A 23,964-nucleotide genomic window follows, 5' to 3' on the forward strand; every position below is an offset into this window, starting at 1 on the left:
TCGCAGGCCTTGTGCCACCTTGATACAGGGCGTCGGTGCCGTCCGAACGACTACTCACTGATACAGGAAACACCATGGATACGATGGCGGTAATGATCGAGGATTGGGATGGCGACGGTGCCATACGTTTGCCCGATGAAGCATTGCAGGAACTGGGTGTCGATGTGGGCGATAGGCTCTATCTGCTAGAAACCCTGGTGGGCAACCAGAAGGGCTTCATTCTCTCCAGACAACCACAAATCCCCGAGCGGATCGATGAGCTTGCCGAGCAGTTCGGCGAAGTCGACCGATAGCAGGAAGTCCGCGTGCAGAAAAAAGCCCCGCCAATTGGCGGGGCTTTTGGTTTCAGGCGCGGCGCCTGAACAGAGGTACCGGCTGGTCGCTGGAGGCTTGATACACCTCGGCGAACTCCTCGAAGGCTTTCAGCGCGTCTTCGGGGTCTTTGTCTTCGCGCAGGGCGAAAGCATCGAAGCCGCAACGCTTGAGCGCCCACAGCTGGTCACGCAGCACATCGCCAATGGCGCGCAGCTCGCCCTTGAAGCCGTAGCGGGTGCGCAGCAGGTAAGCGGAGGAGGAGTGGCGGCCGTCGGTGAAGGCCGGGAAATTCAGCGCGATGAGCTGAAAATCGTCCAGCGAGTCGATGATGGACTCGATTTCTTCCTCGGCATCCAGCCACACGCCCAAACCGCCGTCGCGGGCTTTCAGCGCGTTGCCATGCTCCAGCCAGAGCGCCAGCGGGACGATCAGGTCATCGCAGTTGGACAACTCTTCGAAGGTGGTTTCCTTCGGCAGCAGGTGCCAGCTTTCGTCGACGATCTGGCCGTTCTTAATGATTCGCTGCATATACGCGCTCCTTGAACGGGGCGACACCGATACGGCGGAAGGTGTCGAGGAAACTCTCTTCTTCGGTACGTTGTTCGACGTAGACGTTGACGATCTTGTCGATCACGTCCGGCATGTCGTCCTGAGCGAAGGACGGGCCGAGGATCTGCGCCAGGCTGGCGTCACGCCCGGCGCTGCCGCCAAGGGACACCTGGTAGAACTCCTGGCCTTTCTTGTCCACGCCGAGAATGCCGATGTGGCCTACGTGGTGGTGGCCACAGGCATTCATGCAGCCGGAGATGTTCAGGTCGATGTTGCCAATGTCGAACAGGTAGTCGAGGTTGTCGAAGCGACGCTGGATGGCTTCGGCGACCGGAATCGACTTGGCGTTGGCCAGGGAGCAGAAGTCTCCACCCGGGCAGCAGATGATGTCGGTCAGCAGGCCCACGTTCGGCGTAGCGAAGCCCTGCTCGCGCAGTTCGCCCCACAGGGTGAACAACTGCTCCTGCTCGACGTCGGCGAGGATGATGTTCTGGTTATGGCTGTTACGCACCTCACCGAAGCTGTAGCGATCGGCGAGGTCGGCGATGGCTTCGAGCTGCTTGTCGGTCACGTCGCCCGGCGCTACGCCGGTCGGCTTGAGCGACAGTGTGACGGCGACGTAACCCGGCTTCTTGTGGGCGAAGGTATTGCGCTCGCGCCAGCGGGCAAAGCCTGGGTGCTCGGCGTCGTGGCTGACGAGGAGGGAGTCCTGATCCTGCAGCGCCTGGTAGGCCGGATCGACGAAGTGAGCGGCGACGCGCGCCACTTCTTCATCGCTCAGAGTGGTCGGGCCGTCTTTGAGGTGTGCCCATTCGGCGTTCACCCGTTCGGCGAACACTTCAGGGGTCAGCGCCTTGACCAGGATCTTGATGCGCGCCTTGTACTTGTTGTCACGACGACCATAGCGGTTGTACACACGCAGGATGGCGTCGAGATAGGAGAGCAGGTGCTTCCACGGCAGGAATTCATTGATGAAGCTGCCAACGATCGGGGTACGGCCCAGGCCACCGCCAACGGCGACGCGGAAGCCCAGCTCACCGCCTTCGTTGTTGACCGCTTCCAGGCCGATGTCATGCACTTCGATGGCCGCACGGTCACCGGCAGAGCCATTGACGGCGATCTTGAATTTGCGCGGCAGGTGGCTGAACTCGGGATGGAAGGTCGACCACTGACGGATGATTTCGCACCACGGGCGCGGATCGATCAGTTCGTCCTTGGCAACACCGGCGAACTGGTCGGTGGTGGTGTTGCGGATGCAGTTGCCGCTGGTCTGGATCGCGTGCATTTGCACGGTGGCCAGCTCGGCGAGAATCTCTGGCACGTCTTCCAGCTCTGGCCAGTTGAACTGGACGTTCTGGCGGGTGCTGATGTGGGCATAGCCTTTGTCGTAATCGCGGGCGATTTGCGCCAGCTTGCGTACCTGCGTGGACGACAGCAGGCCGTAAGGCACGGCGACGCGCAGCATGGGCGCGAAACGCTGAATGTACAGACCGTTCTGCAGGCGCAACGGACGGAATTCTTCACCGCTCAGCTCGCCACTGAGATACCGGCGGGTTTGATCGCGGAACTGCTTGACGCGGTCCTCGACGATTTGTTGGTCGTACTGGTCGTATACGTACATGGAGAATCCTGTTATCAGGCTGCTTGCCAGATCGGTGAAAGGCTACTGCGCGCAGCTGTGCGGTATGGAATCAGCCTCGAAACGGTTAACCGTCCGTTTACTGATTCCGTTCCTGGCTAGCCGTCGCTCGCAACGTTCTCGATGACCTGTTACAGCAAATCTGCGCGCACGGCCGCGCACTCCAGGCGGAGCCGGGGGAAGATACCAGTTCAGGTTTATGCGCAAAAGTGAAGTTTTAATATATGAAAAGAACTTTTGGTGCTAAGCGAGAGGGCATGCATAACTGCGCTGGTCGAGGGGGCTCCCAGACCGATCCGAATTGCTCTTCAGGATCCCGCGCTACTCGGGAATGGTTCGCAATAGCCCGGTAAAACAAGCGCTTGCAGCTGGGGCGAGTAAGCTGATCGTTTTCACCGCTCGCCAGCCTGAGCAGCAATTCGCTTGGCTGCAGTTATCAGATCCTGATACCAGGTAGCTTCCGGTTCGATCATACGCTCACCCTGGCCTGAAGATAGCGGGATGAGGGCCGGGTAGACAGCCGGCACGCAACGTTAAGATGAAACGCAGCGGATCATCGGGCTGTCGCAGCTATCAAGGTTTATTCAACGTCTTCACTCAATCAGAGGGGTTACATGCAAGCGCTTCCGCAGCCCAGCAGTTTTCTACAGGCCTGGCTTACTCAGGTGCGGGCGTCGCCTTGGGTGGCCGCCGGGCTTGCGGTTGCCCTGCTGGTGGTTCTCTGGTTGCTGATAAGCAGTCTCTTCAATGTGTTTGAAGAGGGCCACCCCGAGCGTGTTCGTCATGCGCTGTACGGTGGTGGGGCAGGGTTTGCAGCAACGGCTCTGGGGGCCTTTGCGGCGTTGGCGCTTGGCACCATCAGCGTCAGAACACAGGACAGCCTGCTTGGCTTCGCCGCCGGCATGATGCTCGCCGCCAGCTCTTTCTCGCTGATCATTCCGGGCCTGGAGGCTGCCGAAAACATCACCGGCAGCAGTATGCTGGGCGCTGCAACGGTGGTGCTGGGTCTGGCGCTTGGCGTTCTGCTGATGCTGGGACTCGACCATTTTACCCCGCACGAGCACGAGAGCACTGGGCCGCTTGGGCCACAGAGTGAGCGTCTGAACCGGGTATGGCTATTCGTCTTCGCCATCACCTTGCACAACCTGCCCGAGGGTATGGCCGTTGGCGTTGGTTTTGCCGGTGATGACATGAAAGTGGGTATACCCCTGGCGACCGCCATCGCCATCCAGGATATCCCCGAAGGACTTGCCGTCGCTCTGGCGCTGCGCACTACTGGTCTATCCGCGTTGCATGCGGCGCTGATTGCCGTCGCCAGCGGCCTGATGGAACCGCTGGGCGCATTGGTTGGCGTCGGCATGTCCAGCAGCTATGCGCTCGCTTATCCCGTCGGCTTGGGTTTGGCGGCGGGCGCGATGCTGTTCGTGGTTTCCCATGAAATCATTCCGGAAACCCATCGCAACGGCCACCAAACGCCGGCGACTTTAGGCCTGATGGGTGGCTTTGCTGTGATGATGTTCTTGGATACGGCATTGGGTTGATTGGCGTTTGCCTACGCCTGATGCACACTGCGGCGGGTATCGGATTGAGGTTCGCGTGTGCAAATAAGTGATCTCATGGCCTGCAGTCGTCGGGCTGGCTATGCGCTATTACTGGCCGGCGTTTTGGGCTGCGCAAGCAGCGTGCAGGCCGAGCCGCTGAATATTTATGTCGGCCAGGGGCAGATGCCGTTTGCCGACGGCGTGGCTGCGCGGGCGGGGCTGTTTGGCGATCTGATGCGTGAGCTGTGCGTGCGCACCGACCAACAATGCGTGTTTCGCAGCGTGCCTTGGCGTCGAGTCTTGAGCGAGGCGAGCGATGATGAGCATGGCATCGTGCTGAATCTGGGGCGTACCGCCGAGCGTGAGGGTGATTTCGCCTGGTTGCTCGATGTGCTGCCTACTCCCTACGTGCTGGCTAGCGTCGATCATCCTTACAACAGCCTGGCTGAGGCGCTGAAGGCTGGCCCGGTAGCGGTCATGGGCGGTACGCCGAGAGCCAACGATATCAATGCCATCCGTACCTCGGGGCAACGGGTCGTCGAAGTCACCGATCCGCAGCAGGCCGCGCAACTGCTGCACAGCGGCCGCGTGGTCGCCTGGTTCGAGATCGACCTGCGTGCGCTGTATCTGTGGCGTGAGCTGGGGTACGAGGCGCCTCTGCTATTCGGCAAGCCACTCAGCCAGACACGCAGTCATATCGCTGCCAGTCTCAAGTTCGATGGCGCTGAGGTCTTGCGTCAGCGGATGAGCGATGCTTTTGCGCAAATGCGCAGCGACGGTAGCTGGCAGCGCATATTGGCGAGCTATCTGGGCTTGGAGAAGTCACAGGCTTTGCTGTCCGACGGCTGGTGAGTCATGCTATCGCCCTGAAAACACGCGTGGAGCGCCTGATGAAGTTCATACACCAGCGCGAGCACCTCAACGAAGACGATCTGGTCGTTATTGAATGCTCGCAAACCTGCAATATCCGTCTGATGAGTGATGCGAACTTTCGCAGCTTCAAGAATGGCGGTCGGCATTCCTATCATGGTGGTGCTTTCGACACGTTTCCGGCCAAAATCACCGTGCCGAGCAGTGGTTTTTGGAATATCACCATCGATACCGTGACCCAAAGGGCGATTAGCGTCACACGCAAGCCGACCCTGAAGCACTCGATCAAGATCGTACGCCGATCCGCCTCCCGACTATCTTAATAATCGCGCCCGTCACGGGAGTGGATTAGCCGCCCGTGTGGCCTCGTACTGTCGGAAGGTTGGTGTTTCGAAGCCCCGTGCGTGATTCTGAAAATGTGCAGTCTTCAGATCACGCTGGTGTTGAAACTCTCCTCGATGAGCAATTCGCTAGTGGCGGGCGTAAAGCTGCAAATCACTTCGAGACCCAGATAGTCAGTTTCCGCGTGGGTGGTTTGTTCCAGGCAGCGGATCTGAATCCACAGCTGGTAATCACCGTCACCGCTATAGCCTTCGAACGTTTGTGAACCGATGTAGTAATGGCCCGACAGCCTGTTGCGGCAGGGGAACTGTTCCTCGTCGCTAAAGCATTGTCGCGGATCGTTGACGAACGTGTTGAGCTGGGCGTCAAGGCTGGCGTGGATTTGCGCCAGCAGGGGTTCGAAGGCCCGCTGGCTAGCCTCGCCATCGTCGCCGAGGTAATCGATCACCTGGCGTGCGTAGTCGGGAGCCCCGTGCGGCGGGTCAATGCGGATCATCTTCAGCACGTGGGCATCTCCCTATTCGCGTGGCAATTACTCGTCGTCGCTGCTGGCAGTGGTCGCGGAGAAACAGCGCAACTGATGGCCGTCCAGAGTCCAGCTGTCATCGGCTGCTTGATAGTCGGCTTCCATCACTGCGTTATAGCTGAACTGCCAGCTTTTACGCTCGCGGCCGTCTTGTACCTCGATGCGCAGCACAGTGGCGTCGCTGGCGAATGACTCGTCAGCTTCGGCGGCCGCATCGGCCTGGTCGAGCAGCCCATCGTCGAGTTGGAAATCAAAGGCATGCAAGCCATCGATTTCCAGCATGTCAGCGGTTTCTAACTGGTCGAGTAGATACGTCATTCGTCATACCCCAGGTTAGGTGCCAGCCAGCGTTCGCTGACGCTCAAGTCTTGCTGTTTGCGGGCGGTGTAACTGTCGATCTGATCCTTATCAACCTTGCCTACCGCGAAATACTGCGCTTGCGGATGGGCGAAGTACCAGCCGCTGACCGAGGCCGCGGGGAACATGGCGTAGTGCTCGGTGAGGAACACGCCGCTACGCCCTGCCTGGTTTTCTGTAGCTGCTGGGTCAAGCAGATCGAACAGCGTGCCTTTTTCGGTGTGATCAGGGCATGCCGGGTAGCCGGGGGCAGGGCGGATGCCTTTGTACTGTTCTTTGATCAGCGCCTCGTTATCCAGGGCTTCATCCTGATCGTAGCCCCAATAGGTTTTACGCACCTGTTGGTGTAGCCACTCAGCGCAGGCTTCGGCCAGGCGGTCGGCCAGGGCTTTGACCATGATCGAGTTGTAGTCGTCGCCAGCGTTTTGATAGGCCTTGGCCACTTCTTCCGCGCCGATGCCAGCTGTGGTGATAAAACCGCCGACATAATCGGTCAGGCCGCTGTCTTGCGGTGCGACGAAATCGGCCAGGGAGAGATTCGGTTTGCCGTCCGGCTTGATGGTCTGCTGGCGCAGGTGGTGCAGCTTGGCCAGCGGCTGGCCGTCGTTGTCGTACAGTTGGATATCGTCGTCCTGCACCTGATTGGCAGGCCAGAAGCCGAATACCGCGCGGGCGCTGATCAGTTTTTCGTCGATCAGTTTACGCAACATGGTCTGGGCATCGTTGAACAGGTCGGTGGCGGCTTGGCCAACCACTTCATCGGTGAGGATGCGCGGGTATTTGCCGGCCAGATCCCAGGAGATGAAGAACGGTGTCCAGTCGATGTATTCGGCCAGAACATTGAGGTCGATGTTGTCCAGCACCTTGCTGCCAGTGAAACTTGGCACGGGCGGTTGGTACGTACTCCAGTCGAACGTCGGCTTGTTCGCCACGGCAGCGGCGTAGGGCAGACGCTCGGTGCGTGAACTGCGGGCGGCGGTGCGCTCACGGACTTCGATATAGTCGAGGCGAGTACTTTCGACGAACCCGGCCTTCAGTTCTTTGGACAGCAGCTGTGTCGCCACGCCCACGGCGCGCGAGGCGTCGGTGACATAAACCACGGCGTCGTTCTGGTACTTGGGTTCGATCTTTACTGCGGTATGGGCTTTCGAGGTGGTAGCACCGCCGATCATCAGCGGCAAGTGGAAGCCCTGACGCTGCATTTCGCGGGCGACATGCACCATCTCATCCAGCGACGGGGTGATCAGCCCGGATAGACCGATGATGTCGCACTTCTCGGCAATGGCGGTTTGCAGGATTTTCTCTGCCGGCACCATCACGCCCATGTCGACGATATCGTAGCCGTTACAGCCGAGCACCACGCCGACGATATTCTTGCCGATGTCATGCACGTCGCCTTTCACCGTGGCCATCAAAATCTTGCCCTTGGCTTCCGGCTTGTCGCCCTTTTCCAGTTCGATAAAGGGAATCAGGTGGGCCACGGCCTGTTTCATGACGCGGGCGGATTTCACCACCTGGGGCAGGAACATTTTGCCTTCGCCGAACAGGTCGCCAACCACGTTCATCCCGGCCATCAACGGGCCTTCGATCACTTCAATCGGTCGCGCGCATTGCAGGCGGCATTCTTCGGTGTCTTCGACGATAAACGCGGTAATGCCTTTTACCAGCGCGTGCTTGAGCCGCTCGACCACGTTCCAGGTGCGCCACTCTTCGGTCTCGGCCTCTTTGACGCTGCCGTCACCCTTGTAGTTGTCGGCGATGGCCAGCAGCGCATCGGTGCCGCCTTCGTTGCGGTTGAGCACCACGTCTTCGACCGTGTCGCGCAGCAGTTTGGGAATCTCGTCGTAGATTTCCAGTTGGCCGGCATTGACGATGCCCATGGTCAGGCCGTTTTTGATCGCGTAGTAAAGAAATACCGAGTGGATCGACTCGCGCACCGGGTTGTTGCCGCGGAACGAGAACGACACGTTGGACACGCCGCCAGAGGTCAGCGCGTAGGGCAACTCATCGCGGATGTAGGCGCAGGCGTTGATGAAGTCGACCGCATAGTTGTTGTGCTCTTCGATGCCGGTGGCAATGGCGAAGATGTTCGGGTCGAAGATGATGTCTTCCGGCGGGAAGCCCACTTCGTTGACCAGAATGTCGTAGGAGCGTTTGCAGATTTCTTTCTTGCGCGCTTCGGTGTCGGCCTGGCCGGCTTCGTCAAATGCCATCACCACCACGGCGGCGCCGTAGCGCTTGCACAGCCTGGCGTGATGCTTGAATTGTTCGACGCCTTCTTTCATCGAGATCGAGTTGACGATGCCCTTGCCCTGGATGCACTTGAGGCCGGCTTCGATCACATCCCACTTGGAGGAGTCGATCATGATCGGCACCCGCGAAATATCAGGTTCCCCGGCGATCAGGTTGAGGAAGGTGACCATCGCTGCCTTGGAATCGAGCATGCCCTCATCCATGTTGATGTCGATGATCTGCGCGCCGGCCTCCACCTGCTGCAGAGCGACCTCAAGGGCTTCGGTGTAGTTGTCTTCACGGATCAGCCGGGCAAACCTGGCTGATCCGGTAATGTTGGTGCGCTCGCCGACGTTCACGAACAGCGAATTACGATCAATGGTGAAGGGTTCCAGGCCCGACAAGCGACAAGCCTTGGGAATATCTGGAATAGCGCGTGGCGTGTAGTTGGCCACGGCTTCGGCAATCGCCTTGATATGCGCCGGTGTCGTACCGCAGCAACCGCCGACGATGTTCAAAAAACCCGCAGCGGCAAATTCTTCGATAACCAGGGCTGTTTCTGCCGGGCTTTCATCGTACTCACCGAAGGCATTCGGCAGGCCGGCATTGGGGTGAGCGGACACGTGAGTGTCGGCCTTGCTGGCCAGCTCTTCCAGGTACGGGCGCAGTTCTTTGGCGCCCAGGGCGCAGTTCAAACCGACCGAGATGGGCTTGGCGTGGCTGACGGAGTTCCAGAACGCTTCGGTGGTTTGCCCTGACAGGGTACGGCCGGAGGCGTCGGTGATGGTGCCGGAAATCATGATCGGCAACTCGAAACCCTGCTGCTCGAAGACTTCCTGTACGGCGAAGATTGCAGCCTTGGCGTTGAGGGTGTCGAAGATGGTTTCGATCAGGATCATATCCGCGCCGCCTTCGATCAGGCCGCGGGTGGCTTCGATGTAGTTGGTTACCAGCTCATCGAAGGTGACGTTGCGGTAGCCAGGGTTGTTCACATCCGGCGACAACGAGCACGTACGGCTGGTTGGGCCAAGTACCCCGGCGACGAAGCGCGGCTTGTCTGGGGTTTCCAGTGTTTTGGCATCCGCGACGCGGCGCGCTACGCGGGCGCCTTCAACGTTCAGTTCATACACCAGGCTTTCCATGCCGTAATCGGCCTGGGATACCTGGGTGGCGTTGAAGGTGTTGGTTTCCAGGATGTCGGCGCCGGCATCGAGGTAGGCCTTTTCGATGGCTGCGATGACATCTGGGCGCGAAAGCAGCAGCAGGTCGTTATTGCCTTTGACGTCCTGTGGCCAGTCGGCGAAGCGCTCACCGCGGTAGTCTTCCTCTTCCAGCTTGTAGCTCTGGATCATGGTGCCCATGCCACCATCGAGAATCAGGATGCGATTCTTGAGAGCTTGCTGAAGTGCTTGGAGGCGGGCGCTACGATCTGACAGGGGCATGGAAAAGGCTCTGAGCGGGAGGCTACGACAGGGGGGGCGATCATAACAAAAGCTGGTGGTTTTTCCGCATTTCACGCTTGTGCATGAATTATGTTCATGTTGATGTGGCTGCCAAGCCGGTTACTTTTCGCCATATGCAGGCATAGCGATAGCACAAGCGAGACGGCTAGAATGGCCGGCTATTTTTGTGGAATTGCGACCATGCACTACCGGCTGCTATTGAGTGTTTGCCTTGTTCTTATCAGTCCGTTGGTGATGGCGCAGACCGTTTCCTACAGCCGTGACATTCAACCGATCTTTACCCAGAACTGCGTAGCCTGTCATGCCTGCTACGACGCGCCTTGCCAGCTCAACCTGGGCAGTGGCGAGGGCGTCGAGCGCGGTGCCAGCAAGGCCACGGTCTATGACGGCACACGCACCAAGACCCAGGCCACCACGCGGCTGTTCATGGATGCCCACGGCGAGCCGGCCTGGCGCCGCAAGGATTTCCACTCGGTACTCGATCAGCAGGGCGGCCAGGCCGCGCTGATGGCACGCATGCTCGAGCTTGGGCACGCCACGCCGCTGCCTGCCAACAGCAAACTGCCGAAGGATCTGGCCATCGGCATCGACCGGGACAATCAGTGCCCGCTGCCGGGCGAGTTCGAGGCGTTCGCGGCGAAGAACCCCATGGCCGGCATGCCATTCGCGGTCACCGGTCTGACCGAGCAGGACTACCAGACGGTACAGCGCTGGCTAGAGCAGGGCGCTCCGCTCGATGAGCAGGCGCTGCAGCCCAGCGCGGGCGAGGCACGGCAGATCGCCGAGTGGGAGCGTTTTCTCAATGCGCCCGGCGACGAGCAGGGCCTAGTCAGCCGCTGGTTGTACGAGCACCTGTTTCTCGCTCATCTGTATTTCGAGGGAGGCGAGCCCGGGCATTTCTTCCAGGTGGTGCGTTCGCGCACGCCCAGCGGCCAACCGGTGGACATTATTGCCACCCGGCGCCCCAATGACGATCCAGGCACCACCGTCTACTACCGCCTGATGCCGATCCAGGGCGTGATCGTGCACAAGACCCACATCACCTACCCGCTGAGCGCCGAGAAACTGGCACGGGTCAAATCGCTGTTTTTCGGTAGCGACTGGCAGGTGGGCGTGGTGCCGGGCTATGGCGTGCAGCGCCGCTCCAACCCGTTCGAAACCTTCGAGGCGATTCCTGCCCAGGCGCGCTATCAGTTCATGCTCGATAACGCCGAGTATTTCGTGCGCACCTTCATTCGCGGACCGGTATGCCGTGGGCAGATCGCCACGGACGTGATTCGCGATAATTTCTGGGTGGTCTTCCAGGATCCACAGCACGACTTGTACATCACCGACCCGAGCTATCGCGGTGAAACCACTCCACTGTTGTCCATGCCTGGCCAACTCGACCAGATTGGCGACTTGCTAGGCCTGTGGCGCGCCTATCGTAATAAACGCAACGATTATGAGGCGTTGCGCACCGACGGTTATGCCAACGCACCGGCGCCCGACTGGTCGCATATATGGCGCGGTAACGATAATGCGCTGCTGTCGATTTTCCGACAGCACGACAGCGCCTCGGTACGTAAGGGGCTGGTCGGCGAAATCCCACAAACGCTGTGGTGGATGGACTATCCGCTGCTGGAGCGCACCTATTATCAACTGGTGGTGAATTTCGATGTGTTCGGCAACGTCTCGCATCAGGCGCAGACGCGCTTGTACTTCGACCTGATCCGCAATGGTGCGGAGCAGAATTTCCTGCGTTTGATGCCCGCCGATGCTCGCTCGGGGCTGTTCAGCGACTGGTACCAGAACAGCGGCAAACTCAAGGCGTGGATGGATTACTACCCGCTGGACAAGAAAACCCCAAGCGGCTTGCCGCTCTCTGGTGAAGACCCCAAACGGCAGTTTGGCGAGCAGTTGCTGCAGCGCTTCAGCACCCTTAACGCGCGGCCGGATCCCATCAACCGCTGTACGGGTGAGCACTGCCACCGCGATGGCCTGCCTGCCGACCTGCAGCAGGCGGAACAGGCGCTGAGCCGCCTGGCGTCTCGGCCAGCCTCGCAACTCAAGGTGATCCATCAACTGCCGGAAGCAACGTTGCTGCGTGTCGAAGGGAGCAATGGCCGCCGTGAGGTCTACAGCCTGTTGCGCAACCGCGCCCACAGTAATGTGGCCTTCATGCTGGGCGAGGATCTGCGTTACCAGCCACGCCTGGATACCCTGACCCTTTATCCGGAGGTGATGACCAGCTACCCGAACTTCATGTTCTCGGTATCGGCCGATCAGGTGGCGGAATTCGTCACGGCGCTGGAGCAGGTCAACAATTCCGCTACCTTCGAGAAAGTGGTCGAGCGCTGGGGCATTCGCCGTACCCATCCGCAGTTCTGGCGGCATTTCCACGACCTGAGCGCACATATCCATGAACACGATCCGCTGGAGGCGGGCGTGTTGGACATGAATCGCTACCAGAACCTCTGATTCCCGACGAGCCAGCGCTGTCATGCTGGCTCTGGCATTTCTCTCGACCTTTCTCCAGCCGTTGCGGTCGGACGCTGTGGTGGCCTGATTCCGGGCCGCCCAGTACCGGTTTCAACGAGAGGGAGAGTGGCGGTTCTATGCTGATTTCAGTGCAGGCCTTGCGGGCGTTAGCAGCCTGGGTAGTGGTCTTTCATCATGTCATGCAGGTGTTTTTCGATTTCAAGGCGGATAGCTTCATGGGCTATCTGTTCGCCGATAAAGGCGCCGTGGGCGTCGATATCTTCTTCGTCATCAGCGGGCTGGTGATCTATCTCTCCACCCAGGGCAAAAGCATCACGCCGTGGCGATTCATGCTTAACCGCGCACTGCGTATCGTGCCGGCGTACTGGCTGTATTCACTGATTGCTGCGCTGATCATCGCCTTCGCCAACCCGGTGATGCCAACTCAAGCATTCGACCTGCAGCACCTGATGATGTCGCTGCTGTTCATCCCCGCAGAGAACCCTGCCGGTTTTGGCCTGTATCCCACGCTCAATGTGGGTTGGACGCTGAACTACGAAATGTTCTTCTACCTGCTCTTCGCGCTGGCGTTCATCGTGCCGGAGCGCTTGCGCTTGCTGCTGATCACCAGCACCTTGCTGGTCTTCGGGCTGTTGGCAACGCAGCCGTGGGTCAGTGATTTTTACCGCAACAGCATCGTCTACGAGTTTCTCTTTGGCGTGTTGCTGGGCATGGTCTACAACCGCGGCTGGATTCGTCAGGGCCTGTGGCTGCCGCTGCTACTGATTGCCGGTTCACTGCTGGCCATCTATCACTTGGATAATTCCATGCGTCTGCTGCACTGGGGCGTGCCAAGTGCGCTGATCGTCGCCGCCTGTATCGCCATGGAGCCTTGGTTCAACGACAACCGTCTACTGGCGCGGATGGGCGATTGCTCCTACTCGGTGTATCTGCTGCATGTGATCGTGCTGTCACTGGGCTGGTACCTGCAGGCCAGCCTGGATCTCAATCCTTACTGGGTGATCGCCGCCTGTATGCCGCTGATTGCTTTAGCGTCCTGGGGCAGTTACGAGCTGATCGAAAAGCGGTTTTTCGTTCACGCCAAGGCTTGGTTCAGTGAAAAAGCAGTCAATGGAAGGCCTCAGATACTATCCTGAGTAAAATAGTAGGACTTTATCCGAGGGCGCCATTTGGCGTACACTGCGCCACATGACCGTGAGGAGTTGCCATGAGCACAATTACCATTACCGATGCCGCCCATGATTACCTGGCAGACCTGCTGAGCAAGCAGAACACTCCGGGTATCGGCATCCGTGTTTTCATCACCCAGCCGGGTACCCAGTATGCGGAAACCTGCATTGCCTATTGCAAGCCAGGCGAGCAGAAACCCGAAGATCAGGCCATTGGTCTGGCTAGCTTTACCGCGTGGATCGATGCCGTCAGCGAACCGTTTCTCGAGGACGCAGTCGTCGATTACGCCACCGATCGCATGGGCGGCCAACTGACCATCAAGGCGCCGAATGCCAAGGTACCGATGGTCAATGAAGACAGCCCGCTCAACGAGCGCATCAACTACTACCTACAAACCGAAATCAATCCTGGTCTAGCGAGCCATGGCGGCCAGGTGACGTTGATCGACGTGGTCGATGAAGGTATCGCCGTGCTGCAGTTCGGTGGCGGTTGCCAAGGCTGTGGCCAGGCCGACCTGACGCTCAAAGAAGGTATCGAGAAAACGCTGCTCGAGCGCATTCCTCAGCTCAAAGGCGTGCGTGATGTGACCGACCACAGCAACAAGGAAAACGCCTACTACTGAGTGGCGTGCTTGATGGTATACAAGGCGACTCCGGTCGCCTTTTCGGTTTTTAGAGTGCTCGCGTTCACGAAAGCAGGATTACAGTAAAAGCGTAATGGCTTTTTGCTATAGTTTGTCTGCAGGGCTCTAGGATGGGGCCACCGTTGTCGGAATTTTCACCGCAGCGTAACGAAAGCCGGGCACAGGCTCACCTTCTTGAGGCGTTATTGATGCCCAAAGCATCTCTTCTGATATGTGACGATTCGAACATGGCCCGCAAGCAACTGTTGCGAGCCTTGCCCGCGGATTGGCCGGTGACGGTCAGCCAGGCCAGCAATGGCCAGGAAGCGCTAGAGCTTTTGCGAGCGGCGCATTTCGATTTGTTATTACTCGATCTGACCATGCCGGTGCTCGATGGCTATGGCGTGCTGACTGCGCTCAAGGCGGAAGGTCGTGAGCAGAAAGTTATCGTGGTATCTGGTGACGTGCAGGACGAGGCTGTACGGCGCGTTCAAGAGCTCGGTGCGCTGGCCTTCCTGAAAAAACCAGGCGACCCTGAGCTGTTGCGTCAAACGTTGGACAAACTGGGTTTCCTGAATACGCCAGCGGCACTCGCGAAACCGGTCGCTCCCGCGCTTAGCGAGCCCACAGTGTCGTTTCGCGATGCTTTTCGTGAAGTGGTCAACGTTGCCATGGGCCAGGCAGCAGCGCTGCTGGCGCGAGTGCTGGGCGTATTCGTGCAATTGCCGATCCCCAACGTGAATATCCTCGAAGTCAGCGAACTGCATATGGCCCTTGCAGATGCCCAGCGTGGCAACGGGTTGACCGCCGTTTGCCAGGGCTACATCGGTGGCGGTATCTGCGGTGAAGCTTTGCTGATTTTCCATGATTCGGAAGTGGCCGACATGGCCAAACTGATGGATTGGCAGCAGCAGGACTTCTCTGCCATGGAAATGCTCCTCGACATGTCCAGCGTGCTGATTGGGGCCTGCCTGAGCGGTATTGCTGCACAACTCGACGTGAGCTTTTCCCAGGGCCACCCTCAGATACTGGGCGAGCATGCTTCCATCGACGAACTGATCCGTATCAACGGTCAACGCTGGCGCAAGACCCTGGCGGTGGAGGTGAGTTACAGCATCGAGGGGCATAACATCCATTTCGACCTGCTGCTGCTGTTCACCGAAGATTCGGTGCCGCTGCTGACCAACAAACTCGCCTACCTGATGGAATGACAGACATGGTCGCGAACATGGATTTGAACGAATTCCACTGGCTGCTGGCGATCGTGCAGAGTATCGACGTTGGCGTGGTGGTAATGGATCGCGACTACCGGGTTGAGGTCTGGAACAGCTTCATGGAGAACCATTCCGGCCGCACGGCGCGAGATGCGTCAGAGCGCTCGTTCTTCGAGTTGTTTCCTGAGGTCGAGGAAAGTTGGTTTCGCCGCAAGGTGGAAAGCGTGGCCACTCTGGGCACACCGGCCTTTACCATCTGGGAGCAACGACCCTACCTGGTGCGCTTCAAGAACTACCAGCCGATTACCGGCCTGGAAGACTTCATGTACCAGAACACCACCGTGCTGCCGCTGCAGGCCACCAACAGCAAGATCGAGCACCTGTGCCTGATCATCTACGACGTCACCAGCGTTGCGGTGAACAAGCGCCAATTGCAGTCGATGAATGATCAGTTCAAGCATCTCTCGCGTACGGATCGGCTGACCGGGCTGAACAATCGTGGGCATTGGGAAGAAGAGCTCAAGCGCGAGCATGGCCGTCATCGGCGGTATGGCAGCAGCGCGTCGCTGGTGATCTTCGATATCGACCATTTCAAGAAGGTCAACGACACCTACGGCCATCAAGCAGGCGATGCCGTGATCCAAGGTCTGGCCCATGTGGTGCGCGAGCAGATTCGCGATACCGACATCGCCGGGCGCTACGGCGGCGAAGAGTTCGTAGTGTTGCTACCGGATGTCGACTCGGCGGGTGGGCGGGTATTCGCTGAGCGCCTGCGTGGTGTCGTCGAGCGCTTGCAAATCAGTCATGAAGGGCAGGTGATTCCCTTCACCATCAGCCTCGGCGTGGCGGATCTGAGCGAGCCCTGCAACGACCATCAGCAACTCATCGAGCGGGCTGACCAGGCCCTGTATAGCTCCAAGCGCAACGGCCGTAACCAGGTGACTGTTTTCGGCGCTTGATGGCTCACTCCGCTACCTTCCGCCTAGCGGTATGAGCGTCGCGCGTTACCAGTATGTGGGATAGCGGGCTTTGCGGCTCGCGTTGTTATAGACCAAAGCAACTACGGTCAGTAGCACGGCGCCACTGAGCGTCGGGTAGAGCAGGAAGTCCCAGCTTGGCTGCGCGAGAAAGACGATTACTGGGTTGGAACCCGCCGGCGGGTGTACGGTACGGGTCAGCATCATCAGTGCGATGGCGCTACCTACCGCGAGTGCCACAGCCCACCAATGCGGGCCGCAGAGGTTCAGAAAAACCAGCCCCGTGAACGTGCTCAGCAGGTGCCCGAAGACGACGTTGCGCGGTTGCGAAAAGGGCACATCGGGAAAGCCGAATACCAGCACGCACGATGCGCCAAAAGACCCCAACAGCAAGCTCAGGGTTAGTACGTCTCCAAGCCCGGCAATAGCAGCGATCGCTATCACCCCGCCAAGCCAGGCGATGAACACCTGCCGAAGGTGCGGGCGTGGAGGTAGAGCAGCGGTGTCATCGCGGAGCTTCTTCACAAACTCAAGCATCATTGTATTCCGAAATCATTTAGGTAAGGCACAGCCGGCTGGGTTATGGACTCGCAACGTAGACGGCGGGTTGGCCGGCAGCTTTGCGGCCGGCCGGATCGGTCGACGAACCAGTTCGCCTGCGCAGTTCGGGCAGTGGCCTTGCAGGTGTGTGTCGGCGCAATCACTGCAGTAGGTGCATTCGAACGAACAGATGCGTGCTTCACTGGACTCGGGTGGCAGGTCGCGGTCGCAGCATTCGCAGTTGGGGCGCAGTTCAAGCATGGGATATCTCCTGGCCGAAACGTTCGGCATATTCCTGAGGGCTGATGGACAGATGTTTGTGAAAGACCCGGCGCAGGTTCTCCGGATGGCCGAAGCCGGTCAGACGCGCGACCGTAGCGATCGAGGCCTGGGCGTCCTGGAGCAGCGCGCGAGCAGCCTCCAGGCGAATGCGTTCCACGTAGCGTGCCGGGCCAGTGCCTAACTCTCTGGCGAAAACCCGCGATAGGGTGCGCGGCGCCATTTTCGCTTCGCTGGCCAGCGCCTCCAGAGATAGGTCTGCACCCAGATTGGCAGGTATCCAGTCCAGCAATTCGGCAAGCCGGGGCGTACGGCTGGGTTCGGGGGCGAGCAGGGCGCTGAACTGTGCTTGGCCGCCAGGGCGGCGCAGGAACATCACCAGCCGTCGCGCCACGGCCAGCGCCATGCTGCGGCCGAGATCGGCCTCGACCAGCGCCAGGGCCAGATCGATACCGGCCGTCACACCGGCTGAGGTGAACAGGTGGTTGCTGCCACTCGCACTGGCGGGGTCGTAGGTGTGCAGGCAGTTGCTATCGACGCGCAATTTATCGTGCTGGCGCAGGGTGTCGATGTCGGCCCAGTGGGTGGTCACGCGCTGGCCGTCGAGCAGGCCGGTGCGGGCGAGGATCAAAGCGCCTGAGCAGACCGAGCCAAGCCTGCGTATGTGCGGCTCTGCGTCGCGCAGCCAGTTCAGCAGGGGCTGGTTTTCACACTGTGCGGTTTCACCGATACCGCCGGGAATCAGCAGGGTGTCCAGGCTGGCCGGGTCGCAGTCGGCCCAGGCAGCGTCTGCCACTACGCGCATGCCTGAAGAGCTGCGCACGGCGCCTGCCTGCTCAGCGAGCATCAGCAAGCGATAGGCGTCGCCCAACCCGTGGCGATTGCGCTCAGCGTTGGCGGAGGCGAACACCTGCAAGGGGCCGACTACATCCAGACTCATGAAGTCGGTGTAGATCAACGCGGCGATGCATCTGCTTTCGTCCATGGCAATCCCTCAGGGAAGATGGACAGAGTGTGCGCGGGCGAGAAGGTGGCGGCAATGACATTATTCCCACAGATCTCGCCACTTCGAAGATGGGCTCAGGCCGCTGGGATCTTTTCCAGAAAGCGCATCAGCAGACTCTCTTCGGAGCGCAGCCCTTTACGTGCTGCTGCCAGGCGCAGATCGGCCAGCTCACCGGCATGGAAGGCGTCTATCAAGGCGGGATGGATATAGCACTTGCGGCACACCGCCGGGGTGTTGCGCAGCTCCTCGGCAACCTGTTTGACCATCGCCACCACATGCTTCTTGGCCGAGTTCTCGGGCTGCCACTCCAGTTCACGCAGCAGCGTCAGGGCCAGGGCGCTTCCTGCCCAGGTGCGGTAATCCTTGGCGGTGAAATCGGCGCCCGTCAGCTCACGCAGGTAGTTGTTGATGTCGCTGGAGGTAACGGTATGGCGCTCGCCATTGGCGTCCAGATACTGGAACAGATGCTGCCCCGGCAGCTCCAGGCAGCGACGGATGATGCGCGCCAGGCGCCGGTCGCTGACCTCCACTTCGTGCTCGATTCCGCTCTTGCCGCGGAAGTGGAAGCGTATGGCGCTGCCCTGCACCTCGACGTGGCGGTTTCGCAGCGTCGTCAGGCCGTAGGAGCGGTTCTCTTTGGCATAGCGCACGTTGCCGATGCGGATCAGGGTGTTGTCGAGCAAGGTAATGACCGTGGCCATGACCTTTTCGCGGCCGTGTTCGGGCAGCAGCAAGTGTTGCTCCACGGTCTGGCGCAGTTTCGGCAGGGCTTTACCGAATAGCAGCAGGTTGGCGTACTTGTCGGTGTCGCGGACTTCGCGCCAGCGCGGGTGGTAGCGGTATTGCTTGCGACCACGTGCATCGCGGCCGGTGGCCTGCAGGTGGCCCTTGGAATCTGGGCAGATCCACACGTCGACGTAGGCGGGTGGAATGGCCAGCGCGTTGATGCGAGCGATCTGCTCGGCATCGCGAATGCGTTCACCGCCAGGTTCGAAGTAGCAGAACTTGCCGCGCAGCTTGCGCCGAGTGATGCCAGGGCCGCTGTCATCGACGTAGTGCAGATCACTGGGTAGTTCGGGGATCAACGGCGAGTCGCTCATCGACGGCACTCCAATACGGTAATGGAGGTGCCAACCAAGAGGTAAGCGACGCAATGCGTCATCGGAAACCGCTGTACTTCAACGACGTAATGCATGCCGGCCAGCTCGTTGCGACGGATAAATACTTAGCCAGCCGAACACGATCTTAAGTTCAGTGTTTCCGAATGCGGTGAACCGGGAAATAAAACAGGGGAGGGATGTTTCAGTACCGAGACAAGTTGCCGCACCAGAGGTGCGGCAACTTTCATGACATAGTGAAAGTGAGCGACTACCGCTCTATTCCGGCATGCTCCACGGCGCGAGGTTAAAGCCTTTGCTGCTCAACTCGTCGCGGGATTTTTTCAGGGCCTTGGCCAGCTCCTGTGGGTCGCTGTAAATGCTGCTGGTGAGTTGCGTACGATCGATCAGGCGAGTGCTGGTGCGGTCTACGACCGTAAGGCTCAGCACGCCGGTGCCGTCCTGGGGGGCCCAGGCTACACAGTGAAAAGGTTGAAAGGCACGATCGGCAATCAGCAGTGCATCATTGAAACGCAGCGAAGCGTTCATGGGGTCGGTTCTCCGAGGTTTTCCCAGTGACTCATAGTGTCAGCGAGCTTGTTAACGCTGACGTTCATAGCTGTTGATGTTTCGATGAGCCCTGCAAGTCACATCCGAATCAATTAATTTTTCAAAAAACCGAAAATTAAATTGTGAAGTTGACGAGCATCAAAGTTTTCAAGGGTTAGGACACTCATTGCGTTACCAACCATTGAAACGACACCAACAGTTAATAGGAAAATAACCTGAGTATTCGGTTCCGTTTGGTTCCGTGTTTTTTATCAATAATGGCAAGCGTTTAACGGCAGTAGGCGAGCTGCTGCCAGTTTTCCGACGTTTACGTCGTGAAACGCTGCCGGGATCTACAGTGGCTGCAGGCGATCAGCCAGGCTGCCTGCCTCTAGCAGCTCGAGAAACTCATCACCCAGGCGCTGGCTTTCGTCCATTGCCAGGCGCCAATATCGCTCGCGCCCGGCGTCATCACCGAGAAAACGGCTGAAATCCTTGCGATCCGGCAGCTTGCCGTAGGGCAGACGTGCCAGGTACTCGCGCGACGGAGCGAGGAGCAGGACATTCTGCAGGCGTGTGGCATCACCGCGACGCCAGGGCATGCCCTTGTCGAACCAGCCGGGAATGATGCGATCAGTAAAATGCGGGTACAGCACGATGTCGTCACCGCTGTAGGGCAGATCCAGGTGGTAGTCGAGCAGGCCGCCATCTCGATAAGTGCCCGGGCCCACGCCGGGGATGTCGCGTACGCCCTGCATCACGAACGGTATCGAGCCCGATGCCAGCAGCGCATGGCGCAAGTTGCCGATATCCAACGGCAGGCAGCGCGAAGGAAAATCGGTGAGCGGGTGCAGCGGTGGTGCCAGGCGCGCGTCGTGGAGAATCACCCGCTCGAAGTGGCGGGCCAGACGCGGGCGCCCCAGAATGTTGCTGCCCATCACCGACGAGAGTCCCAGCCCTAGTGCGCGCTTGCCATCTTCGGCAAGCAGCCCGTGACTTTTCACCACCATGATATTGAGCCGGTAATGAGCATTGTCGAGTACATCGGCATCCTGCTGCTGCAGCAGTTCGTCGAGCATTTGCGTGCAGCGCCGGGACACCTCGAGCATGCTCACGCCCTTGGCGAAACGCATGCCGGTATACAGCTCGCCCAGGCGCCGTAATGCCACAGCGGGCTCTGGCAGACAGGCACTGGCGAAGCGCCAGGAACCAATCGAGGCGCCGATCAGTGAGCGTTCCCGCGGTGCGCGCGCCAGCCAGTCGCCGAACAAGGCGATATCCAGCCCCTGGATGCCGAGTGCCTTGGGTCCACCAGCCGCACCGGGCAGGGTACCGACATCCGCCGGCTGCAGATTACGTTCGCGAATGCGTGCCAGGGCACGGCGGCCAGCCTTGAGGGTAAGGGCGGGGTACTTGATCTGAATGGCGCTCATGCGGGGCTCCAGTTGCGAGCGACCAGTATAGAGGCCGGAGGTATGCAGGTCTGTGGAGCAATTCAGTTTGAGTTAAGTCGCCTCCCTTAATCTGAACACCGTCGAAACAGATCACCAAGGAGTTAACCGTGAAGAAATTGACTGCATTGTTCGCCGCTGCCGCCCTGACCGCCACCGCCGGTATCGCCCAGGCCCGTGACCTGGGCCCGGATGAAGCGCTGAAGTTGCGTGACGCCGGTACCATCCAGTCCTTCGAAAAACTCAATGAGGCTGCCCTTGCCGCACATCCGGGCGGTAAACTGGAGGACACCGAACTCGAGGAAGAATATGGTCGCTACCTGTATCAGGTAGAAGTGCGTGACGCCCAGAACCGCAAATGGGATGTCGAACTCGACGCGACCAATGGCACCATCCTCAAGAACCATCAGGATGATTGATGAAAGGCAACCCGGTTTTACGCTTCATTTCCATCATGCTGCTGGTGACGCTGACCTGCGCCGCCAGCGCGCGTGACCTCGACCAGGACGAGGCGCGGGATCTGCGCTTGAGCGGCGTGATCCTGCCGCTCGACCAGTTGATGCGTGAGGCGCTGCAGCGTTACCCCGGCGCGACTCTGCTCGAGGCCGAGCTGGAGGAAGAGGACGATGTCTTCGTTTACGAAGTGGAACTGCTGACCCGCGAGGGCGTGGTTCGCGAGTTGGAACTGGACGCCCACGACGGGCGGATTCTGAAGGATGAGGTAGACGACTGACATGCGCCTGTTGCTGGTGGAAGACCACGTTCCTCTTGCTGATGAGTTGATCGCCTCGCTGACCCGCCAGGGTTACGCGGTGGACTGGCTGGCCGATGGCCGCGATGCGGTCTACCAGGGTGCCAGCGAGCCCTATGACCTGATCATTCTCGACCTCGGTTTGCCCGGCAAACCGGGGCTCGAGGTGTTGCAGGAATGGCGTAAGGGTGGCCTCGCTACCCCGGTGCTCGTGCTCACCGCCCGCGGCTCGTGGGCGGAGCGTATCGAAGGGCTGAAGGTCGGTGCCGACGATTACCTGACCAAGCCGTTTCACCCTGAAGAGCTGCAGTTGCGCATCCAGGCGCTGTTACGTCGTGCCCGCGGTTTGGCCAATCAGCCGCAACTGCAGGCTGCCGGCTTGCATCTGGATGAAGGCCGGCAGTGCGTCAGCCGTGGCGAGCAGGAGATCGAGCTGACCGCTGCAGAGTTTCGTCTGCTGCGCTACTTCATGATGCACGCCGGGCAGATTCTCTCCAAAAGCCACCTGGCCGAACACCTCTACGATGGTGAAACCGAGCGTGACTCCAACGTCATCGAGGTTCACGTCAACCACCTGCGCCGCAAGCTCGGCCGTGAAGTGATCGAAACCCGTCGTGGCCAGGGCTACCGGTTCTGCGGTAGCGCCGCTTGAGGTCGATTCAGCGGCGTCTGAGTCTCGGCCTGATCAGCGTGCTGTTGATCATTGGCCTGCTACTGGCACAGACCTGCCTGTGGCTGTTCGACAACAGCCTGCGCCGCTACATGCAGTCGGGGCTCGAGGAGGAGGCTCAATCGTTACTGATTGCCCTGGTACGCGGCCCTTCCGGTATCCAGCTGGATGAATCGCGGCTCAGTGCAGCCTTTCAGCGACCATACTCCGGGCTTTATTTCCGTATCGACTTTGCCGACAAGAGCTGGCGTTCACGCTCATTGTGGGACAGCGAACTGCAGCCCTCGGATATCGATGGCCTGCAGCCCGAGCTGCAAGACGGGCCACAGGGACAACTGCTGGTCGCCTACCGCGGCGAGTACAGACGCTTTGGTCAACAACTGACCATCTCCGTGGCACGCGATTACACGCCTGTTCTGGAAAGTTTTCGGCGCGTACAGCGCATCGGCCTTGGCCTGGGCCTGGGTAGCCTGGCGCTGATTCTGTTATTGCAACGCATCGCCGTCAGCCGCGCTCTGCGCCCACTGGAGCAGACCCGTGTGCAGATCGCCCAGCTGCAGCAAGGCCAGCGCTCGGAACTGGATGAGCGGGTACCCGAGGAGCTCGAGCCCTTGGTCGAGCAGATCAACCATCTGTTGGCCCACACCGAAGACACCCTGAAACGCTCGCGCAACGCCCTCGGCAACCTCGGCCATGCCCTGAAAACGCCGCTGGCGGTATTGGTCAATCTGGCCTCGCGGGACGAACTGCGTGCTCATCCAGAGCTGCGCGACAACCTGATCGAACACCTGCAGCAGATCGAACAGCGTATCGCCCGCGAACTGGGCCGTGCTCGGCTGGCCGGCGAAGCCTTGCCCGGTGCGCATTTCGATTGCAAGGAAGAGTTGCCGGGGCTGTTCGCCACCCTGGGCATGATCCACGACAGCGGCCTGGAGTTGAGTTGGCAGACTTCGCCGCCGGATTTGCGCCTGCCACGCGACCGCGAGGATTTACTGGAGCTACTCGGCAACCTGCTGGATAACGCCTGCAAGTGGGCGGACAGCCAGGTGCGCCTGCAGATCGTACAGACGGCCGATGCTTATGTGCTGAGTGTCGATGACGATGGCCCTGGGATCGAAAGCGAGCGCCGCGAGGATGTGCTGAGCCGGGGCATTCGCCTGGATGAGCAGACCGCTGGGCATGGTTTGGGCTTGGGCATCGTGCGCGATATCGTCGACGCTTGGGGCGGCACGATATCGCTGCATGACAGTGACCTGGGTGGGCTGCGGGTGAGAATCGAGCTGCCTTTGCGCGCTCGCTGAGCGCCGTAGCGAGGATTTACCC

The 23,964-nt window shown here is 59.7% G+C and carries 24 protein-coding genes; 13 read left to right on the forward strand and 11 right to left on the reverse strand.

Features of this window, described 5'->3' with window-relative positions; all coding sequences use genetic code 11:
- The first annotated feature begins 83 nt into the window (after positions 1-83).
- The gene (locus K5Q02_RS16110) at positions 84-293 is read left to right on the forward strand and encodes an AbrB/MazE/SpoVT family DNA-binding domain-containing protein (protein ID WP_442964011.1); all 210 of its coding nucleotides are present in this window, start codon (positions 84-86) and stop codon (positions 291-293) included.
- A 52-nt stretch (positions 294-345) separates the two neighbouring features.
- Here the strand turns inward: K5Q02_RS16110 and K5Q02_RS16115 are convergent, their stop codons facing one another.
- Both K5Q02_RS16115 and K5Q02_RS16120 read right to left on the reverse strand, forming a co-directional pair.
- Positions 346-843: a DUF934 domain-containing protein gene (locus K5Q02_RS16115; RefSeq protein WP_225832187.1), complete on the reverse strand. Its 498-nt coding sequence runs from the start codon at positions 841-843 to the stop codon at positions 346-348.
- Positions 827-2,485 (reverse strand): nitrite/sulfite reductase, encoded by a 1,659-nt coding sequence (locus K5Q02_RS16120; protein WP_225832188.1) that lies wholly within the window; start codon positions 2,483-2,485, stop codon positions 827-829. The genes K5Q02_RS16115 and K5Q02_RS16120 overlap by 17 nt, the downstream gene beginning before the upstream one ends.
- A gap of 632 nt (positions 2,486-3,117) precedes the next feature.
- On the opposite strand from K5Q02_RS16120, the gene K5Q02_RS16125 reads away from it, so the two are divergent.
- From K5Q02_RS16125 to K5Q02_RS16135, 3 genes are all read left to right on the forward strand, one after another.
- On the forward strand, positions 3,118-4,044 hold the full coding sequence (locus K5Q02_RS16125; RefSeq protein ID WP_225832189.1) for a ZIP family metal transporter: 927 nt from the start codon (positions 3,118-3,120) through the stop codon (positions 4,042-4,044).
- 75 nt (positions 4,045-4,119) lie between these two features.
- A complete protein-coding gene (locus tag K5Q02_RS16130; RefSeq protein WP_225832190.1) occupies positions 4,120-4,896 on the forward strand; it encodes a substrate-binding periplasmic protein in 777 nt (258 codons plus the stop codon).
- A 38-nt stretch (positions 4,897-4,934) separates the two neighbouring features.
- Positions 4,935-5,237 (forward strand): DUF1883 domain-containing protein, encoded by a 303-nt coding sequence (locus tag K5Q02_RS16135; RefSeq protein ID WP_225832191.1) that lies wholly within the window; start codon positions 4,935-4,937, stop codon positions 5,235-5,237.
- Between the two features lie 104 nt (positions 5,238-5,341).
- On the opposite strand, the gene K5Q02_RS16140 is transcribed toward K5Q02_RS16135, so the two are convergent.
- Genes K5Q02_RS16140 through metH form a run of 3 tightly spaced genes read right to left on the reverse strand, consistent with a single transcriptional unit; the run spans position 5,342 to position 9,813 of the window.
- On the reverse strand, positions 5,342-5,761 hold the full coding sequence (locus tag K5Q02_RS16140) for a hypothetical protein (RefSeq protein ID WP_225832192.1): 420 nt from the start codon (positions 5,759-5,761) through the stop codon (positions 5,342-5,344).
- A gap of 27 nt (positions 5,762-5,788) precedes the next feature.
- The gene (locus K5Q02_RS16145) at positions 5,789-6,100 is read right to left on the reverse strand and encodes a DUF5629 family protein (RefSeq protein WP_225832193.1); all 312 of its coding nucleotides are present in this window, start codon (positions 6,098-6,100) and stop codon (positions 5,789-5,791) included.
- Positions 6,097-9,813: a methionine synthase gene (gene metH, locus K5Q02_RS16150; protein WP_225832194.1), complete on the reverse strand. Its 3,717-nt coding sequence runs from the start codon at positions 9,811-9,813 to the stop codon at positions 6,097-6,099. The genes K5Q02_RS16145 and metH overlap by 4 nt, the downstream gene beginning before the upstream one ends.
- A 201-nt stretch (positions 9,814-10,014) precedes the next feature.
- Here metH and K5Q02_RS16155 point away from each other — a divergent pair, with 201 nt between their 5' ends.
- From K5Q02_RS16155 to K5Q02_RS16175, 5 genes are all read left to right on the forward strand, one after another.
- Positions 10,015-12,294 carry a fatty acid cis/trans isomerase gene (locus K5Q02_RS16155; protein WP_225832195.1) on the forward strand — a complete coding sequence of 760 codons (2,280 nt, stop codon included), beginning with the start codon at positions 10,015-10,017 and terminating at the stop codon, positions 12,292-12,294.
- 137 nt (positions 12,295-12,431) lie between these two features.
- Positions 12,432-13,451 (forward strand): acyltransferase family protein, encoded by a 1,020-nt coding sequence (locus tag K5Q02_RS16160; RefSeq protein WP_225832196.1) that lies wholly within the window; start codon positions 12,432-12,434, stop codon positions 13,449-13,451.
- A gap of 71 nt (positions 13,452-13,522) precedes the next feature.
- Positions 13,523-14,107, forward strand: coding sequence for a Fe-S biogenesis protein NfuA (gene nfuA, locus K5Q02_RS16165; protein ID WP_225832197.1), 585 nt, complete (start codon positions 13,523-13,525; stop codon positions 14,105-14,107).
- A 209-nt stretch (positions 14,108-14,316) separates the two neighbouring features.
- Entirely contained in the window at positions 14,317-15,318 is a 1,002-nt protein-coding gene (locus K5Q02_RS16170) for a response regulator (RefSeq protein WP_225832198.1), read from the forward strand.
- Between the two features lie 5 nt (positions 15,319-15,323).
- Positions 15,324-16,280, forward strand: coding sequence for a sensor domain-containing diguanylate cyclase (locus K5Q02_RS16175; protein WP_225832199.1), 957 nt, complete (start codon positions 15,324-15,326; stop codon positions 16,278-16,280).
- 45 nt (positions 16,281-16,325) lie between these two features.
- Here K5Q02_RS16175 and K5Q02_RS16180 read toward each other — a convergent pair whose 3' ends face one another.
- The 6 genes from K5Q02_RS16180 to K5Q02_RS16205 form a co-directional block, all read right to left on the reverse strand.
- Entirely contained in the window at positions 16,326-16,823 is a 498-nt protein-coding gene (locus tag K5Q02_RS16180; RefSeq protein ID WP_225832200.1) for an HPP family protein, read from the reverse strand.
- A gap of 27 nt (positions 16,824-16,850) precedes the next feature.
- Positions 16,851-17,099 (reverse strand): DUF1272 domain-containing protein, encoded by a 249-nt coding sequence (locus K5Q02_RS16185; RefSeq protein ID WP_225832201.1) that lies wholly within the window; start codon positions 17,097-17,099, stop codon positions 16,851-16,853.
- Positions 17,092-18,102, reverse strand: coding sequence for a GlxA family transcriptional regulator (locus tag K5Q02_RS16190; protein WP_225832203.1), 1,011 nt, complete (start codon positions 18,100-18,102; stop codon positions 17,092-17,094). The genes K5Q02_RS16185 and K5Q02_RS16190 overlap by 8 nt, the downstream gene beginning before the upstream one ends.
- A gap of 95 nt (positions 18,103-18,197) precedes the next feature.
- Entirely contained in the window at positions 18,198-19,223 is a 1,026-nt protein-coding gene (locus K5Q02_RS16195) for a DNA topoisomerase IB (protein WP_225832205.1), read from the reverse strand.
- 276 nt (positions 19,224-19,499) lie between these two features.
- Complete coding sequence (locus K5Q02_RS16200) at positions 19,500-19,769, reverse strand: hypothetical protein (RefSeq protein WP_225832207.1); 270 nt, start codon at positions 19,767-19,769, stop codon at positions 19,500-19,502.
- Between the two features lie 353 nt (positions 19,770-20,122).
- Entirely contained in the window at positions 20,123-21,202 is a 1,080-nt protein-coding gene (locus tag K5Q02_RS16205; RefSeq protein ID WP_225832208.1) for a patatin-like phospholipase family protein, read from the reverse strand.
- A 128-nt stretch (positions 21,203-21,330) separates the two neighbouring features.
- On the opposite strand from K5Q02_RS16205, the gene K5Q02_RS16210 reads away from it, so the two are divergent.
- From K5Q02_RS16210 to K5Q02_RS16225, 4 genes are read left to right on the forward strand one after another with little or no spacing between them, the layout of a single operon-like run.
- On the forward strand, positions 21,331-21,639 hold the full coding sequence (locus K5Q02_RS16210; RefSeq protein WP_225832210.1) for a PepSY domain-containing protein: 309 nt from the start codon (positions 21,331-21,333) through the stop codon (positions 21,637-21,639).
- 35 nt (positions 21,640-21,674) lie between these two features.
- A complete protein-coding gene (locus K5Q02_RS16215) occupies positions 21,675-21,953 on the forward strand; it encodes a PepSY domain-containing protein (protein WP_442964012.1) in 279 nt (92 codons plus the stop codon).
- Position 21,954: 1 nt separating this feature from the next.
- Positions 21,955-22,623, forward strand: a complete 669-nt coding sequence (locus K5Q02_RS16220; protein ID WP_225832213.1) for a response regulator transcription factor — start codon at positions 21,955-21,957, stop codon at positions 22,621-22,623.
- Complete coding sequence (locus K5Q02_RS16225; protein ID WP_225832215.1) at positions 22,620-23,942, forward strand: sensor histidine kinase; 1,323 nt, start codon at positions 22,620-22,622, stop codon at positions 23,940-23,942. The genes K5Q02_RS16220 and K5Q02_RS16225 overlap by 4 nt, the downstream gene beginning before the upstream one ends.
- Positions 23,943-23,964: the final 22 nt, after the last annotated feature.

This window comes from Pseudomonas sp. MM211 (assembly GCF_020386635.1).
Taxonomy (GTDB): Bacteria; Pseudomonadota; Gammaproteobacteria; order Pseudomonadales; family Pseudomonadaceae; genus Aquipseudomonas.